At 44.1% G+C, this 15,342-nt stretch carries 13 protein-coding genes and 1 pseudogene; 9 read left to right on the top strand and 5 right to left on the bottom strand.

Going from position 1 to position 15,342, the window contains the following annotated elements; translation table 11 throughout:
- Positions 1–471: 471 nt before the first annotated feature.
- A pseudogene (locus tag BA1DRAFT_RS20235) lies at positions 472–696 on the top strand (IS4 family transposase); the annotation flags it as partial.
- Positions 697–783: 87 nt separating this feature from the next.
- Here BA1DRAFT_RS20235 and hemY read toward each other — a convergent pair.
- The 4 genes from hemY to hemC are packed head-to-tail and all read right to left on the bottom strand — an operon-like array spanning position 784 to position 4,843.
- Positions 784–2,016: a protoheme IX biogenesis protein HemY gene (hemY, locus tag BA1DRAFT_RS20230; RefSeq protein ID WP_036783055.1), complete on the bottom strand. Its 1,233-nt coding sequence runs from the start codon at positions 2,014–2,016 to the stop codon at positions 784–786.
- 3 nt (positions 2,017–2,019) lie between these two features.
- On the bottom strand, positions 2,020–3,144 hold the full coding sequence (hemX, locus tag BA1DRAFT_RS20225; RefSeq protein ID WP_036783053.1) for a uroporphyrinogen-III C-methyltransferase: 1,125 nt from the start codon (positions 3,142–3,144) through the stop codon (positions 2,020–2,022).
- A 20-nt stretch (positions 3,145–3,164) separates the two neighbouring features.
- The gene (gene hemD, locus BA1DRAFT_RS20220) at positions 3,165–3,905 is read right to left on the bottom strand and encodes a uroporphyrinogen-III synthase (RefSeq protein ID WP_036783050.1); all 741 of its coding nucleotides are present in this window, start codon (positions 3,903–3,905) and stop codon (positions 3,165–3,167) included.
- Positions 3,902–4,843: a hydroxymethylbilane synthase gene (hemC, locus tag BA1DRAFT_RS20215; RefSeq protein WP_036783047.1), complete on the bottom strand. Its 942-nt coding sequence runs from the start codon at positions 4,841–4,843 to the stop codon at positions 3,902–3,904. The genes hemD and hemC overlap by 4 nt, the downstream gene beginning before the upstream one ends.
- Before the next feature lie 598 nt (positions 4,844–5,441).
- Here hemC and BA1DRAFT_RS20210 point away from each other — a divergent pair.
- Positions 5,442–8,018, top strand: coding sequence for a class I adenylate cyclase (locus BA1DRAFT_RS20210; RefSeq protein WP_036783044.1), 2,577 nt, complete (start codon positions 5,442–5,444; stop codon positions 8,016–8,018).
- A gap of 31 nt (positions 8,019–8,049) precedes the next feature.
- Here the strand turns inward: BA1DRAFT_RS20210 and cyaY are convergent, their stop codons facing one another.
- Entirely contained in the window at positions 8,050–8,367 is a 318-nt protein-coding gene (gene cyaY / locus BA1DRAFT_RS20205; RefSeq protein ID WP_036783041.1) for an iron donor protein CyaY, read from the bottom strand.
- A gap of 78 nt (positions 8,368–8,445) precedes the next feature.
- Here cyaY and lptM point away from each other — a divergent pair, with 78 nt between their 5' ends.
- The 7 genes from lptM to corA all read left to right on the top strand — a co-directional run bounded on the left by lptM (position 8,446) and on the right by corA (position 15,139).
- A complete protein-coding gene (gene lptM / locus BA1DRAFT_RS20200) occupies positions 8,446–8,631 on the top strand; it encodes an LPS translocon maturation chaperone LptM (protein WP_036783038.1) in 186 nt (61 codons plus the stop codon).
- Between the two features lie 47 nt (positions 8,632–8,678).
- Positions 8,679–9,503, top strand: a complete 825-nt coding sequence (gene dapF / locus BA1DRAFT_RS20195; RefSeq protein ID WP_036783035.1) for a diaminopimelate epimerase — start codon at positions 8,679–8,681, stop codon at positions 9,501–9,503.
- Between the two features lie 32 nt (positions 9,504–9,535).
- The gene (locus BA1DRAFT_RS20190) at positions 9,536–10,240 is read left to right on the top strand and encodes a DUF484 domain-containing protein (RefSeq protein WP_036783032.1); all 705 of its coding nucleotides are present in this window, start codon (positions 9,536–9,538) and stop codon (positions 10,238–10,240) included.
- Positions 10,237–11,148 (top strand): tyrosine recombinase XerC, encoded by a 912-nt coding sequence (gene xerC / locus BA1DRAFT_RS20185; RefSeq protein WP_036783029.1) that lies wholly within the window; start codon positions 10,237–10,239, stop codon positions 11,146–11,148. The genes BA1DRAFT_RS20190 and xerC overlap by 4 nt, the downstream gene beginning before the upstream one ends.
- On the top strand, positions 11,148–11,864 hold the full coding sequence (gene yigB, locus BA1DRAFT_RS20180) for a 5-amino-6-(5-phospho-D-ribitylamino)uracil phosphatase YigB (protein ID WP_036783026.1): 717 nt from the start codon (positions 11,148–11,150) through the stop codon (positions 11,862–11,864). Before xerC ends, yigB begins: the two co-directional genes overlap by 1 nt.
- A 66-nt stretch (positions 11,865–11,930) precedes the next feature.
- Positions 11,931–14,093 (top strand): DNA helicase II, encoded by a 2,163-nt coding sequence (gene uvrD, locus BA1DRAFT_RS20175; RefSeq protein WP_477707063.1) that lies wholly within the window; start codon positions 11,931–11,933, stop codon positions 14,091–14,093.
- A 95-nt stretch (positions 14,094–14,188) separates the two neighbouring features.
- The gene (gene corA, locus BA1DRAFT_RS20170) at positions 14,189–15,139 is read left to right on the top strand and encodes a magnesium/cobalt transporter CorA (protein ID WP_036783019.1); all 951 of its coding nucleotides are present in this window, start codon (positions 14,189–14,191) and stop codon (positions 15,137–15,139) included.
- The last annotated feature ends 203 nt before the right edge of the window (positions 15,140–15,342 follow it).

The raw sequence follows: 15,342 nt of genomic DNA, 5'->3' as shown, positions 1-15,342 counted from the left end.
GATTGCTTACAGCCTTAAATTGAAAAAGCCATCACTGAAAATTTTCTACTCAGAGAAAGATATTTCAATGATGGCTTAAGCAGAATTCGGGTTAATTATTAAATGTATCATTTTTAGAAATAGTGTCGGAAGATTTATTCATGATATTTTTTTAATCAAGATTATTTCGACATAAGAACATTATAAACATCACTTTATATTTTTATATCTGAGTGCCTTGTGCCATCAGTGTTACGTTACGTAACATTTTTTTAATAAATTTTCAAAGTTGTGGATCATTTGAAAGGAATTCAGTCCGATTCTTTGCAATCTGATTGATGGAATATAGGCTGGAGGTAAATAGCATGAATTCATTATCATGTGATCTGGGTTTGAGGACCAGTGAGAATCATGTAATGTGGGTTAAAAACTATCATTAATTGTCGGTCATTACACTTCTGGTGGAGCAGGAGCTATGGGGCGCGTTATTAGCCGAATCAACTGAGCTTCTCAGAATCGTGCGGCATGGTAATGAGAATGCTGATGATGTTACAGGGTGCTTCGCCGTGCAGAATCCCAGAACTGATGCGAGGTCTGGAAAGTATAGCGTAGTTAGTGAAGTTGCCGACAAGGAGGGAAAGGGCCTTCCCGAGAGCGGTAAAGGAAGGGCCATATAAGTACAGAAAAGCTCAGAAAAACAGCCAGTCAGTTGCTTAACTGACTGACATTACCCCGTGTGGGGCATTTTTAATCATCGGCATGAAGACTTGCTAATAGTGGATGAGAAATCACGACGTTACAGTGTTAGTTAACACTATTGCTATTAACGAGATCACTCTTCACTACATTACTCTCGCGCTTCAAAGTGAGCATTAATCCCTCGCGCCGAACTTGTGCGGCCTCTTCAGGTTTACGCAGTTTATCCAATGCATCTGCTAACCAGGCATAATCATGTGCATCAGGACGTTGGGCTAATGCGGTTTTAAAATCTTTTACCGCTTTTTCCCATTCTCCGTGACGCAAAGCAACTTGTCCAAGCGTACTGTTTAGCAGGGGAGTTGAACCATGTTGTTTTAACTGATGATCTAGCGCGTTTTGTATCGGCTTTGGATCTTCGCTTTTTAAGCGTGGGATCAATAAGAGTAAACGTTCGTCGTATTGGCGTTTTAAACTTTCCAAAATGATCTTTTGTGCCGTCTCATGGTCATCACATTCAATTAAATGTTCAGATATTGCAACTTGTAAAGCCACATCATGACGGATTTTTCGGCTTTGATCATGCCACCAACGTTTTAAGCCTTCGCTGCCTTGTTCTGCCATGTACTGATTCATCAGACCGATATAGGCTTGCTGGCGCAATTTGTGAATTTGTAACTCATCATGTAGATGGATTTTTTCCATTACCGGTAGTATATCAATCAGTGACTGGTAAGCTCCTGATTTCATATAAGCCTGTTCAGCCAGGCGTAAGACTTCTGGATGGCGCGAAGCCTGATTTAATAGCTTGTCTACACCATGACGGGCTGCATGAATTTCACCTTGCGCAAGTTGAATGCGTACACGAGTAATGTCCACCGGTAACTGATTATTGTCTGCGACTTCTGCCGCACGTTGCAGATATTGATTGGTACGGAATTCATCCCCGCGTTGTTGAGCTGCTTCAGCCGCCAGTAAATAGTTGACCACAGGTTGTTCTGCATGATCAGCGTTACGGGTCAGTAATTGCTCAACTTGTTTGAAATCACCTTCTGCCAGTTTGATCAGCGCTGCTTTTGTTTGAGCACGGGCACGGCTGCGTTTGCGTCCAAGGAACCAGCCACGGGTACGTGAGCTGGTGCGTATAACTCTACGGTAGCACCAGCCAATGAGGCAGAGTGCCAGTTGTAAAAGAACAAATATAATGAACAGGCCGGTAACACTGGTTTCAATGTTGTAATTGTCGGTTTGAATCAGAACATATCCCTGATGGCCGGCAACGATTGGGCCAAGCACAATACCAACAATGAGTACCACAAACAGTAATAGAACTTTCAGCATAACTTAACCCTCCTGATTGGTGTCAGAGGATTGGGAAAGTAAGCTGCGAACCCGGGTTTGCATCAATTTTTCCAGTAAAGGCTGGCTTGAAAGTTGGTCTGGCGCAGTGATGGAAACAGGCTGTTGGCTTAATGAATCGATTTCTTCCAGGAATGCTTTGGTATTGGGATCGTTGATATCAAAGTAAGCTCTAACCCAAGTTGAAACCGTTTCTAATGACTGTTTAAAAACTTCACCTTGATGACGTGGTATTGCTTGGGCGGCAATCAACAGGCGGGCTCGGATATTCTCGCGTAGATAGATATCTTGATTTGGCGCCAGTAATGGCTCTGCTGCGGTATCCCGGCGACGGATGGTAATGAAATTATCCATGAAACTCTTCCAGCTTTTGCTCAGATTCTGGCGCCATTCAGATAGTGTACCGGTTAATTCATCATTATCTTCGTCCATTGGCGAACCATCGGTTGTATTGTCAGCCAGACGCAGGTTATCTACTTGGTTAGAAAGCTGATTAACTCGTAGAATAATGCCGTCAAAATCAATCTGACTAATGGCGGATAATGTACTGATATCTTGTGTAATTGCCCGACGAATTTCAATCAGGCTTGGATCATTCATTTCAGCGAGACTGGCATCTGCATTTTTCAACAGAGCGGCGGCGGTGACTATATCTTGATCATTCCATAATTTCCGGCCTGCCATTTTGACCAGAAAATCAGCTTGTGCCAGTAGCCAGCTTTTTACATCAGAGCTGGATAACGCAGAGATTTTGGCCTGTAACTCTTGCAGGCTATTACCCAGTTGACCATTTTGTGCGGCGAAATGGCTTAAAGTCTGTGATTGTTCTTTAAACAGCGCTTCAATATGCTGTTTATCCTGTGATTGCTGTTGTTTCAGTGATTCCAGTTGTTGGCGTAGCTCATGGTTCTCCGCACTCAGTAAATGGCTTTGTTGCTGTCCGTAATAATAAAGACCGCCGCCGATTGCCAGCATGATTGCAATAGCAATCATGTTTTTTAGCGTGCCAGAACGTTTTTGCTTTTGAGGCTCGGTTTCAGGCTGTTGCGAGTTTTCAACCGTAGTTTTTGTTTGTTCAACTGTCTCGGCGGACTGTTTTTGCTCCGTCATAGTGGGCATCCCATGTCAGTTTATTCTAGTGCCTGAATTAAGGCGTCGTTATCTGCACTTTTTGCAACTTTAACATCCTGCCAGCCCAAGTTCCGGGCGGTATGTGCAAGACGCTCGCTTACCACAATCAGGCGGCAATGCAATAACCACCTGTTTCGATCACTTTCGGGTATTAAGTTATATAACAGTTGCAGTATTTCGCCACTGGTTACAACTAAAGTTTGTACTCCATACTTTTGCCAGTGGGCACTGAATTCTGCTGCCGGGTAGTCTACTGGCTGGCGGAAATAACATTCACAATAATTAACTGTGGCGCCTCTTTCTGTCAGCGTCCGGGCAATAAGTTCACGTCCGCCATTTCCTCTGAGCAGCAAAGCTTGTTTATTTTCAACCTGATGTAGTGATGGTAGTTTTAGCAGGATTTCGCTGGTCTCACCCTCTGATGACCAGATAGCATTTATACCCGTTAGTTGATGAAAAGCCAGAGCGGTTGATCTGCCAATAGCATAATAAATCAGCTTTTCGGGCCATGACAGATTAATTTTATTTAACTGTGAGTTTGCATAATAAACTGCATTTTTTGACAACAGAAATACCATATCACAGGTATTTAGATGGTTAAGCTTCTCAGCGAGCTGTGGCAGCTCTGAACCGGGGTGAATATTGATTAAAGGTGCGCTGAAAGCTGTTTTTCCCGCAGCCTGTAACTTTCTGACTAGTTCCTCTCCGGCAGGAGCAGGGCGAGTCACCAGAATGTTCATGTGGGGGGATTTCCTCGATAAATTTCGGTTAGAATTTCCCGTGCGCCCCGCTCTAACAACTCTTCTGCCAATTCAATTCCTGCCTGGCAAGCATCTTTTGGTAAAGCCGTTCTCTCACCGCGAATAATAACGCTGCCATCAGGTGCGCCAACCAATGCCCGTAACCAGATTTTCCCATCCTGCCAAACGGCATAGCTACCTATTGGTACTTGGCAGCCTCCTTCTAGCCGGGTATTCATCGCACGTTCGGCAAGAACACAGATTTCTGTATCATAGTGGTTTAATGGCGCTAACAGAGTTTGTGTTTGCTGATCGTCAAGGCGGCATTCAATTCCTACCGCTCCTTGACCAACGGCAGGTAATGATTGTTCTGCCGTCAATGACGTACGGATACGCTCATGCAGTTTTAACCTTTTCAATCCTGCAACGGCGAGGATGATTGCATCATAGTGACCATTATCCAACTTGCTCAGGCGGGTTCCAACATTGCCCCGAAGGTCACGGATAATCAGGTCAGGACGTAATTCACGGAGTTGACACTGACGGCGTAAACTTGATGTGCCGACAATGCTGCCTGTTGGCAATTCATCAAGAGAAGGATATTTGGCAGAGACGAAAGCATCATGAGGATCATCACGTTCACAAATAGTGACCAGACCTAACCCTTCTGGAAAAGAGACCGGGACATCTTTCATTGAATGGACAGCGATATCGGCTCGGCCCTCAAGCAGAGCTAATTCTAGCTCTTTGACAAACAGCCCTTTTCCTCCGATTTTTGCCAGAGGCGTGTCCAGAATAACATCGCCCTTGGTTACCATCGGGACCAGTTGAACTTTCAGATCTGGGTGACATTGTTGTAGTTTTTGCTGAACATACAGCGCTTGCCACATAGCCAGAGGGCTTTGCCGGGTTGCGATACGGATGGTTTTAGTTGACATAGATGTTTGTATTTCTCAGGCCCTTTCAGCCATCATATAAATGAAAAACATAGCACTCGTTTTAACACTTCAGCCGTTTTTTTTCCAGCGAGGGGCTAAGAAGAAGATATGCCGGTTATGTTAAATTGTAAAATAAATTTTAATTTTTAAATTATTTTTATAGCAATGAAAATAGATTGATTTAATTATGAATTAACTTTTTCAGTAAACTATTTCTGTAATTAAGGAATCGCGAATGAAAAGAATCATTAATTAAAATATAGCCAACGGAGTCATTTTCATCGGATTGATGATAACAAGGTATTATGCGTATTAGCTTGGAAAAATGGGCGGAGAAAATTTCTTTCGTATAAGAGAGTATAAATGGTATGGGTTTTTTGATTATTTCTATATATAACAATGTATTATTTGATTTTTCGTACGATAGCACATCGCAATTCAATTGCTTTACTGACTTTACGGTTTATCGACAAGGTGTTAAATTGATCACGTTTCCGGTAATAAATTGGTAAAAATCATTCTAAATAATTCCATCAAGCTATAACAACCGGAAACGGGGGATTTATCTGGGCACTGGAACTCAATTGGGCGAGACGTCTTGTACCTTTATATCGAAACACTGAAGCAGAGACTGGATGCGATAAACCAACTCAGGTTAGAACGCGCCTCTACCGCCATGAGTGCGGAATTTAAGCAGGTATACAGTTTACTGCCAGTATTACTGCATTATCATCATCCGATGATGCCAGGCTACATTAACGGTAATGTTCCCTATGGCGTATGTTTTTTCGTGCATGATGAAGCACAAAAATCTTATCTTAATGATTTAGAAAGTAAATTAGATCACTTCATAGAACAGCCTGCCAATGGTGAACTGCCTATTACCGGTATTTACTCAATGGGCAGTACCTCATCAATCGGGCAGAGTGGTTGTTCTGATTTAGATATCTGGGTATGTCATCAGTCATGGCTGGATAATGATGAGCGCCTTTTACTGCAACGTAAGTGTACTCTTATTGAACAGTGGGCGGCAGCGCTTGGTATTGAAGTTAATTTTTTTCTTATTGATGAAAACCGCTTTCGCCATAACGCGAGTGGTAGTCTCGGCGGTGAGGACTGCGGTTCTACTCAGCATATTCTATTACTTGATGAATTTTACCGTACCGCGGTACGTATGGCGGGTAAGCGTTTGTTATGGGAAATGGTGCCCGTAGAAGAAGAACGTCATTATGATGAATATGTTTTATCCCTTTATGCGCAAGGTGTTTTGACGCCAAATGAGTGGCTTGATCTCGGTGGATTGGGTGAACTATCCGCTGAAGAGTATTTTGGCGCTAGCTTATGGCAACTCTACAAAAGTATCGATTCCCCTTATAAAGCCGTATTAAAAAGCTTATTACTGGAAGCCTATTCTTGGGAATATCCCAATGGTAAGTTACTGGCAATGGATATGAAACAGCGCTTGCATGCTGGTGAAATAGTCTCCTTTGGCCTTGATGCATACAGTATGATGCTTGAGCGTGTTACCCGTTATCTGACGGAAATTAACGATACGACCCGTTTAGATCTAATACGTCGATGTTTTTATTTAAAAGTCTGTGAAAAGCTCTCTCTTAATCAGGATGATAAAGGTTGCATTGGCTGGCGACGCCAGGTTCTGACTCAACTGGTCTATGAGTGGAAGTGGGAACCAGAGCGGTTGAGAGTTTTGGATAACCGCAACTCATGGAAAATTGAACAAGTTCGTGATGCGCATAATGAACTGCTTGATACCATGATGCAAAGCTATCGTAATCTTATCCGTTTTGCCCGCCGTAATAATCTGAGTGTCAGTGCCAGTCCACAGGATATTGGTGTGCTGACGCGTAAACTTTATGCTGCATTTGAAGCATTGCCAGGAAAAGTAACGCTGGTTAATCCGCAAATTTCGCCAGACCTGTCAGAGACAAATTTAACATTTATCTATGTTCCTCAAGGACGTGCGAACCGCAGCGGTTGGTATCTTTACAATCAGGCGCCGACGATTGGATCGATTATTGGTCATCAACCTCTGGAATATAATCGTTATCTCAATAAACTAGTGTCGTGGACCTACTTTAATGGCTTGTTAACGGAAAAATCGTGTGTCCATATTCATCATGGCGACACCCAATGTGATGAGTTGAAACTGCATGAATTGATTAATGATATTTCCGCTCATTTCCCCATCCGTTTGCCAGCGCCGACACCGAAAGCACTTTATAGTCCGTGTGAAATTCGCCATTTGGCAATTATTGTCAATTTGGAGAAAGATCCGACGGCTGAGTTCTCTAATCAGGTTGTACATTTTGATTTCCGTAAGCTTGATGTATTCAGTTTTGGTGAATCACAACAGTGTTTGGTGGAAAGTATTGACTTGCTTTACCGTAATTCATGGAATGAAGTGCGGACCTTGCACTTTAGTGGTGAACAAGCTGTGCTGGAAGCGTTGAAGACCATTCTGGGCAAGATGCATCAAGATGCCGCACCGCCAGCGGCGGTTGAGGTATTCTGTTACAGCGAGCATTTACGAGGACTTATCCGAACTCGAATCCAGCAACTGGTATCTGAATGTATTGAATTACGTTTATCCAGCAATCGTCAGGACCCAGGTCGTTTTAAAGCATTACGCATTGCCGGTCAGACTTGGGGGCTGTTCTTTGAACGTCTTAATGTATCTGTGCAGAAATTGGAAAATGCCGTGGAATTCTATGGGGCAATTTCTAATAACAAATTGCATGGGTTGCCGGTGAAAATTAATACCAAAGAGACACATTTGCCCGCGGTGGTTGATGGTTTTGCCAGCGAGGGCATTATTCAATTTTTCTTCGAAAATACACAAGATAGTAAAAGTTTTAATATCTATATTCTGGATGAAACCAACCGGGTAGAAATCTATTCTCATTGTGAGGGCAGTAAGGAAGAATTGGTACGCGACGTCAGTCGGTTTTATTCTTCATCTCATGATCGGTTTACCTACGGATCAAGTTTTATCAACTTTAACTTGCCGCAGTTTTATCAGATCGTCCAAATGGAAGGCCAGATTCAGGTTATTCCATTTAGTGGATCATCTTTTTCACATTTGTGTGTGACTCATGATGGTGAGAATGATAGAGAAGAGCGGTCAGAATTTTATCGTTCTGTGTCTCATTACTGATTTACCCCGCGGCGCGGGGTAGGTTCAAGCATTAAAAGCTGAACTGTTCGCCACTTTGCTCGGTGATGGCGTGTGCTAGCATGGTTAAAAAATTGTCACCGCTGCGGTCACAAATCCACTGACTTTCTTTGTAGTCAAAATGATAGCCGCCGCCTTTGGTTGCCAGCCAGATTTGATGGAAAGGTTCCTGGCGATTGATAATAATTTTGCTGTCATTATCAAAGCTCAGGGTCATGACACCGCCATTGGTTTCACAGTCGATATCAGCATCGCCATCGTAATTATCCAACCGCCCTTCGATATAAAACATTAGTTGGTCAGCTAACTGGTGAAATTCACTGTCGTTCATCTTCATTTCCTATTTGCTTTTCGAGGTCTAACTGCGATTATAGAGAATATTGACGTATGAATTACAGGCATTAATGCAATGAAGAAAAAATTACGCGGATTTCTGGCTATCATAACCTTATTTATACTTTCCGGCTGTGGACTAAAAGGTCCTCTCTATTTTCCTCCAGAACAACCATCAACCGAGAAGGCGACAGCTGCGTCTCAGATTCCCGCGAATACTGAGCAACAAGGGCAGAAAGTGGATAGCACCTCTCAGAAATAAGCGAGATAAGCCGATAGTCAATGACTACGGCTTACGTGGAGCATTATATGCAGTTCTCCAAAATGCATGGTCTGGGTAATGACTTTATGGTCGTTGATGCTGTGACCCAAAATGTTTATTTCTCACCAGAGCTAATCTGCCGTTTGGCAGATAGACATACTGGTGTGGGCTTCGATCAGTTGTTAATTGTTGAAGCGCCTTATGATCCAGATATGGATTTTCACTATCGTATTTTTAATGCTGACGGTAGTGAAGTTGCACAGTGTGGCAATGGAGCGCGTTGTTTTGCCCGTTTTGTCCGTCTTAAAGGCTTAATTAATAAGCGTGATATTAAAGTCAGCACGCAATCGGGGCGGATGATGTTGAGCATCACCAATGATGATCAGGTTTGCGTTAATATGGGGGAACCTGAATTTGAGCCGCATCATGTGCCATTTCGTGCGTTAAAAGCAGAAAAAACCTATATTTTACGGGTAGTAGAGAGAACGGTTCTTTGTGCTGTTGTCTCTATGGGGAATCCTCATTGTGTGATTCAAGTGCCGGACGTGGAAACGGCCGAAGTCGAAATTTTGGGGCCAGCTTTGGAAGGCCACGAAAGATTTCCTGAACGGGCGAATATTGGTTTCATGCAGATTTTAAACCGTGGTCATATCCGCTTACGGGTTTACGAACGTGGCGCTGGGGAAACCCAAGCGTGTGGCAGTGGTGCTTGTGCAGCGGTAGCAGTAGGCATTCAGCAGCAACTACTCGACAACCATGTTCGGGTAGATTTGCCGGGAGGTTCACTGTTGATCTGTTGGGACGGGCCGGGAAAACCGCTCTATATGACGGGGCCGGCGACGCATGTTTATGATGGCACAATTCATCTGTAATCGATTCTGTTTTGAGCTGCGGAGCATCGAAGATGGAGAAAAAAGAAGAGCAGTTAAACATCAATGGCATACTTGATGATCAGACTGTTGTGGATTATTTATTGGAAAACCCCAATTTCTTTATCCGTAATGCATGTGTCGTTGAACAGATGCGGGTTCCTCACCCGGTAAGAGAAACGGTTTCTTTGGTTGAATGGTATATGAACCGCCAGAGGACGCGGATTGCTTATCTGGAAGAAGATATAACTCTGCTCATGGAACAGGCTAGAGTGAATGAACAACTGTTTGAGCAGTTGCTTAAATTACTTGTTGATTTGGTTGCGGCAGAGAGTTTGCAGGATATGCTTAGTCGGTTAAGTTCATGGGCTAAGAATATGGGGCTAAATAGTGCCAGCATCCGTCTTTTCAATGATAAATGGCATATTGGCGCACCACTTGATGCACCTAATTTAGCGCTTTCCCGCAATGCTTTTGAGCCAATCCGTATTCAGCGTTTTGGTAATAAAAATCACTATCTCGGTATGCTAAATGGGCCGGAAATTTTATTGTTATTGCCGCAAGTTCGGCAGGTAGGTTCGGTTGCTGTCTCTCTACTGGGAACGAGGGGAGAACTGGGTATGGTGATATTTAACAGCCGGAACCATCAACATTATCAAGAAGGCATGGGAACTGACATGCTTGAACATCTGGCTAAGTTATTGCCGGATATATTATCTCGTTGGATTAAACGCATATGATGCAGGAAATTGACCGGTTACTGGAGCCAATTGAGGGATTTTTGCGTTATCTCAGGGTAGAACGTCGGTTAAGTCCAGTGACTATCACCAATTACCGTCGCCATCTTGCTGCATTGGCTGAGATGGTTTTAGAAATAGGTGTCAGCCAATGGAAAGATCTTGATCCTGCGAAAGTGAGAATGTTAGTAACACGTAACCGTCGGGCTGGTTTACAGTCAGCTAACTTGGCGTTGCGTTTATCTTCCTTGCGCAGTTTCCTTGACTGGCAGGTGATTCAAGGCGAAATTTCCGTTAATCCGAGTAAAACCGTCAGTACGCCGGGAACTAAGCGTCATTTGCCGAAAAATATCGATGTGGATGAAGTGAACCAACTGCTGAATATCGATTTTAATGATCCATTATCAGTGCGTGACCGGACGATGTTGGAAGTGATGTATGGTGCTGGATTACGTTTATCGGAGTTAGTGGGCCTTGATTGCCGGCATTTGGATCTTGAAGGTGGAGAAGTCTGGGTTTCAGGTAAAGGCAGTAAAGAGCGGAAAGTCCCTTTGGGACGTACCGCGGTTGAATGGCTTAATCGTTGGTTGGCGATGCGGGAACTCTTCGAGCCGGAAGATAATGCTGTTTTTGTCTCAAAGAGTGGGCGGCGGATATCAGCCCGTAATGTACAAAAACGATTTGCGAAGTGGGGAATACGCCAGGGAATGAGCAGCCATATTCATCCTCATAAATTGCGCCACTCTTTTGCCACTCATATTCTGGAATCCAGCGGTGATTTACGCGCAGTTCAGGAATTGCTGGGCCATGCAAGCTTATCCTCCACACAAATCTATACTCATTTGGATTTCCAGCATTTGACAAAAGTGTATGATGTAGCCCATCCCAGAGCCAAACGGGGGAAATCGTAATGCGTTTTTACCGGCCTCTTGCGCCAGTGTTAGCGATGACATTTGATTTAGATGATACTCTGTATGATAATCACCCAGTCATGGATAAGACAGAAGAGGAAGTACTGAATTTTGTACGGCAGTATGATCCTAGGTTCAGTCACCTTAATTATCAGGATCTACATGCTTTCCGTGAATTGACATTGGAGCAATATCCTGAAATTTATCATGACATGACTTTATGGCGTTGGCACTGTTCAAGGTTGATGTTTTGTCATTACGGTTTTAGTGGTGAAGACGCTGATCGAGGGGCCGATGATGTCATGGCGCATTTCACACTCTGGCGTAATCGGATTGATATTCCTGAATCAACACATAAAACTCTGGCGGCACTTGCTGAACAGATGCCGCTAGTCGCCATTACTAATGGTAATGCGGAACCTGCCGCCTGTGGTTTGGCTCCTTATTTTAAATTTGTGCTGAAAGCTGGCCCTGACGGGCGCTCAAAACCTTGCAGCGATATGTACCGTTTGGCTGCGGATCGCCTGGATTTACCGCTTGGGCAGATCTTACATGTCGGTGATGATTTGAATGCTGATGTGGCAGGGGCGCTGCGTAGTGGTATGCAGGCTTGTTGGATAAATACTAAGAACAAAAAGCTATTGCAGACAACGGAAAGTCGCCTACTGCCTCACATTGAGATTTACAATTTGGCTTCTTTGACAGCATTGATATAATCAAGAAATTATTCTGTATAAAAACACAGCAACCTCGGGTCGCTGTCTAATCAATTGATGGTAACTATGGACGTCTCCTATCTGCTCGAAAGTCTGAATGACAAACAACGGGAAGCTGTAGCGGCTCCGCGGACCAATATGTTGGTGTTAGCTGGCGCGGGGAGTGGAAAAACCCGGGTGTTGGTACACCGAATTGCTTGGTTGTTGTCGGTGGAGAAGGCTTCGCCATTTTCCATTATGGCCGTGACCTTCACCAATAAAGCGGCTGCGGAGATGCGACATCGGATTGAAAACTTGATCGGTACTAGTCAAGGTGGAATGTGGATTGGTACGTTCCACGGTTTGGCTCATCGTTTGTTACGAGCGCATCATCTGGATGCCAATTTGCCACAGGATTTTCAAATTCTTGACAGCGAAGATCAACATCGTCTGCTTAAGCGCATTATCAAAGCGATGAATTTGGATGATAAACAATGGCCGGCTCGTCAAGGCATGTGGTACATCAATGGTAAAAAAGATGAAGGATTGCGGCCACAGCATATTGAAAGTTATGGCAATCCTGTTGAGGCGACATGGCAGAAAATTTATCAAGCTTACCAGGAGGCTTGTGATCGGGCTGGGTTGGTGGATTTTGCCGAGCTTTTACTGCGAGCTCATGAGTTGTGGCTGAATAAACCTCAGATCCTGCAACATTACCGTGGCCGCTTTACTAATATTCTGGTGGATGAGTTTCAGGACACTAACAGTATTCAATATGCCTGGATTCATCTGTTGGCAGGGGAAACAGGCAAAGTAATGATTGTCGGGGATGATGATCAATCTATTTATGGTTGGCGTGGGGCTCAAGTCGAGAATATTCAGCGTTTCCTGAAAGATTTTGCCGGCGCTGAAACTATCCGTTTGGAACAGAATTACCGTTCGACCAGTAACATTCTGAAAGTTGCCAATACATTGATTGCCAATAACAGTGATCGACTGGGTAAAAATTTGTGGACGGATGGCGTAGAGGGTGAACCCATCTCCCTTTACTGTGCATTCAATGAACTGGATGAAGCTCGCTATGTGGTTAGCCGGATTAAAAACTGGCTTGAAAATGGCGGCGCTCTGAAAAATTGCGCCATACTTTACCGCAGCAACGCTCAATCTCGTGTATTGGAAGAGGCGCTGTTACAGGCATCAATGCCGTACCGTATTTATGGTGGTCAGCGATTCTTTGAACGTCAGGAAATTAAAGATGCACTGGCTTACTTGCGTCTGATCGCCAATCGTCATGATGACGCGGCGTTTGAACGTGTAGTGAATACGCCTACTCGTGGTATTGGTGACAGAACGTTAGATATTGTGCGTCAGGCGGCGCGTGAGCGGCAGCAAACCTTGTGGGACTGTTGCCAAATATTGCTGCAAGAGAAAGTGCTGGCCGGGCGTGCCGCTGCTTCCTTACAACGTTTTATTGAACTGATTGACGCGTTATCGACAGAAACTGAAGAGATGCCATTGCATGTTCAGACTGACAGGATTATCCGTGATTCTGGCCTGCGAGCGATGTATCAACAGGAGAAAGGTGAAAAAGCGCAGGCGCGTATTGAAAACCTTGAAGAACTTGTTACCGCGACTCGCCAGTTTAGCTATCAGGAAGAGGATGAAGATTTGACGCCATTGCAGGCGTTTCTTTCCCATGCCGCGCTGGAATCGGGAGAAGGTCAGGCTGATGCCTATCAGGATTCAGTGCAACTAATGACATTGCATTCGGCTAAGGGACTGGAGTTCCCACAAGTATTTATTGTTGGCATGGAAGAAGGCATGTTCCCAAGCCAGATGTCGATTGAAGAGGGTGGACGTCTGGAAGAGGAACGTCGTTTGGCTTATGTGGGTCTGACACGTGCGATGGAAAAGCTGACCATCACTTATGCAGAAAGCCGCCGTTTATATGGTAAAGAGGTTTATCATCGGCCATCTCGTTTTATTGGGGAACTGCCGTCAGAATGTATTGAAGAAGTTCGGTTACGAGCGACAGTATCTCGTCCAGTTAGCCATAGTCGGTTGGGCACGCCTATCAGTGCCAATGATAGCGGTTATGCCCTTGGACAACGTGTTCGTCACCCTAAATTTGGTGAAGGAACCATTGTCAATATGGAGGGGAGTGGTGAACATAGCCGATTACAAATCGCGTTTCAAGGGGAAGGGATTAAGTGGCTGGTTGCTGCTTATGCCAGACTTGAAATGGTCTAGAAATAATATCCAGGTTGAATGTTGACAGGCTTTTTCTTCTAAGCGTAACATTCGCGCCTTACGATCACGTAGGGAGTAAAGGAGACTTATGATACATGCTGAGCGCATTTAAATTAGAGAATAATCGCCTGCTCCGTCTTGAGTTTGAAGAGGGAGAAAAGTTATCTGATTCCTTATGGGTAGATTTGGTTGAACCGGCAGAGCAAGACAGGCTGCAAGTTCAAAACGAATTAGGCCAAATTCTGGCAACCCGACCGGAACTGGATGACATTGAGGCGTCGGCGCGTTTTTTTGAAGATGAAGACGGGATACACGTTCACTCGTTTTTTTACTTTGAAGACGCGGAAGACCATGCTGGCAACGCAACAGTTGCATTTACTATTCGTGATGGTCGTCTCTATACATTGCGAGAGCGGGAGCTCCCTGCGTTCCGATTGTATCGTATGCGTGCTCGTAATCAGACATTGGTTGATGGCAATGCTTATGAAGTGCTGATGGATCTGTTTGAAACCAAGATCGAACAGTTGGCTGATGTTATCGAAAATATTTACAGCGTGCTGGAATCCCTGAGCCGGGTCATTATGGAAGGGAAACAAGGTGATGAGTTTGATATTGCCTTGTCCAGTCTTGCTGAACAGGAAGATATCGGCTGGAAGGTTCGTTTGTGTCTTATGGATACTCAGCGCGCGCTGAACTTCTTGGTGCGACGAGCACGTTTGCCGGGTGATCAACTGGAGCAGGCTCGTGAAATCCTGCGGGATATTGAATCGCTATTGCCACATAATGAATCCCTGTTTCAGAAAGTTAATTTCCTGATGCAGGCGGCAATGGGTTTTATCAATATTGAACAGAGCCGGATTATCAAAATCTTCTCGGTTGTCTCTGTGGTATTCCTACCGCCAACGCTGGTGGCTTCCAGTTATGGTATGAACTTTGAATTTATGCCGGAGTTGCACTGGACATTGGGTTATCCGGGCGCAATTGGTTTAATGATTGCAGCCGGTCTTGCGCCGTATCTCTATTTTAAGCGGAAGAATTGGCTTTAATATATGACCGCCGTAATCGTTTTATTATGGCGGTCATAATAGAATAGAAATATAAAAACAATACGTTAATAGTTTAATCATCTTTTTGTGCGGCATTGGGTTTTATTGTTATTTTAAAAAATTGATTATTGAGTGGAAACAATCTTGACATTATTATAGAATGCTTAAATGCTTAAATGCTTAAATGCTTAAATGCTTAAATG

The sequence above is a fragment of the Photorhabdus aegyptia genome (assembly GCF_000612035.1).
In the GTDB taxonomy this organism is placed as follows: Bacteria; Pseudomonadota; Gammaproteobacteria; order Enterobacterales; family Enterobacteriaceae; genus Photorhabdus; species Photorhabdus akhurstii.
The sequence above is the reverse complement of the archived record's forward strand: the minus strand, read 5'-3'. Positions and strand labels throughout refer to the sequence as shown.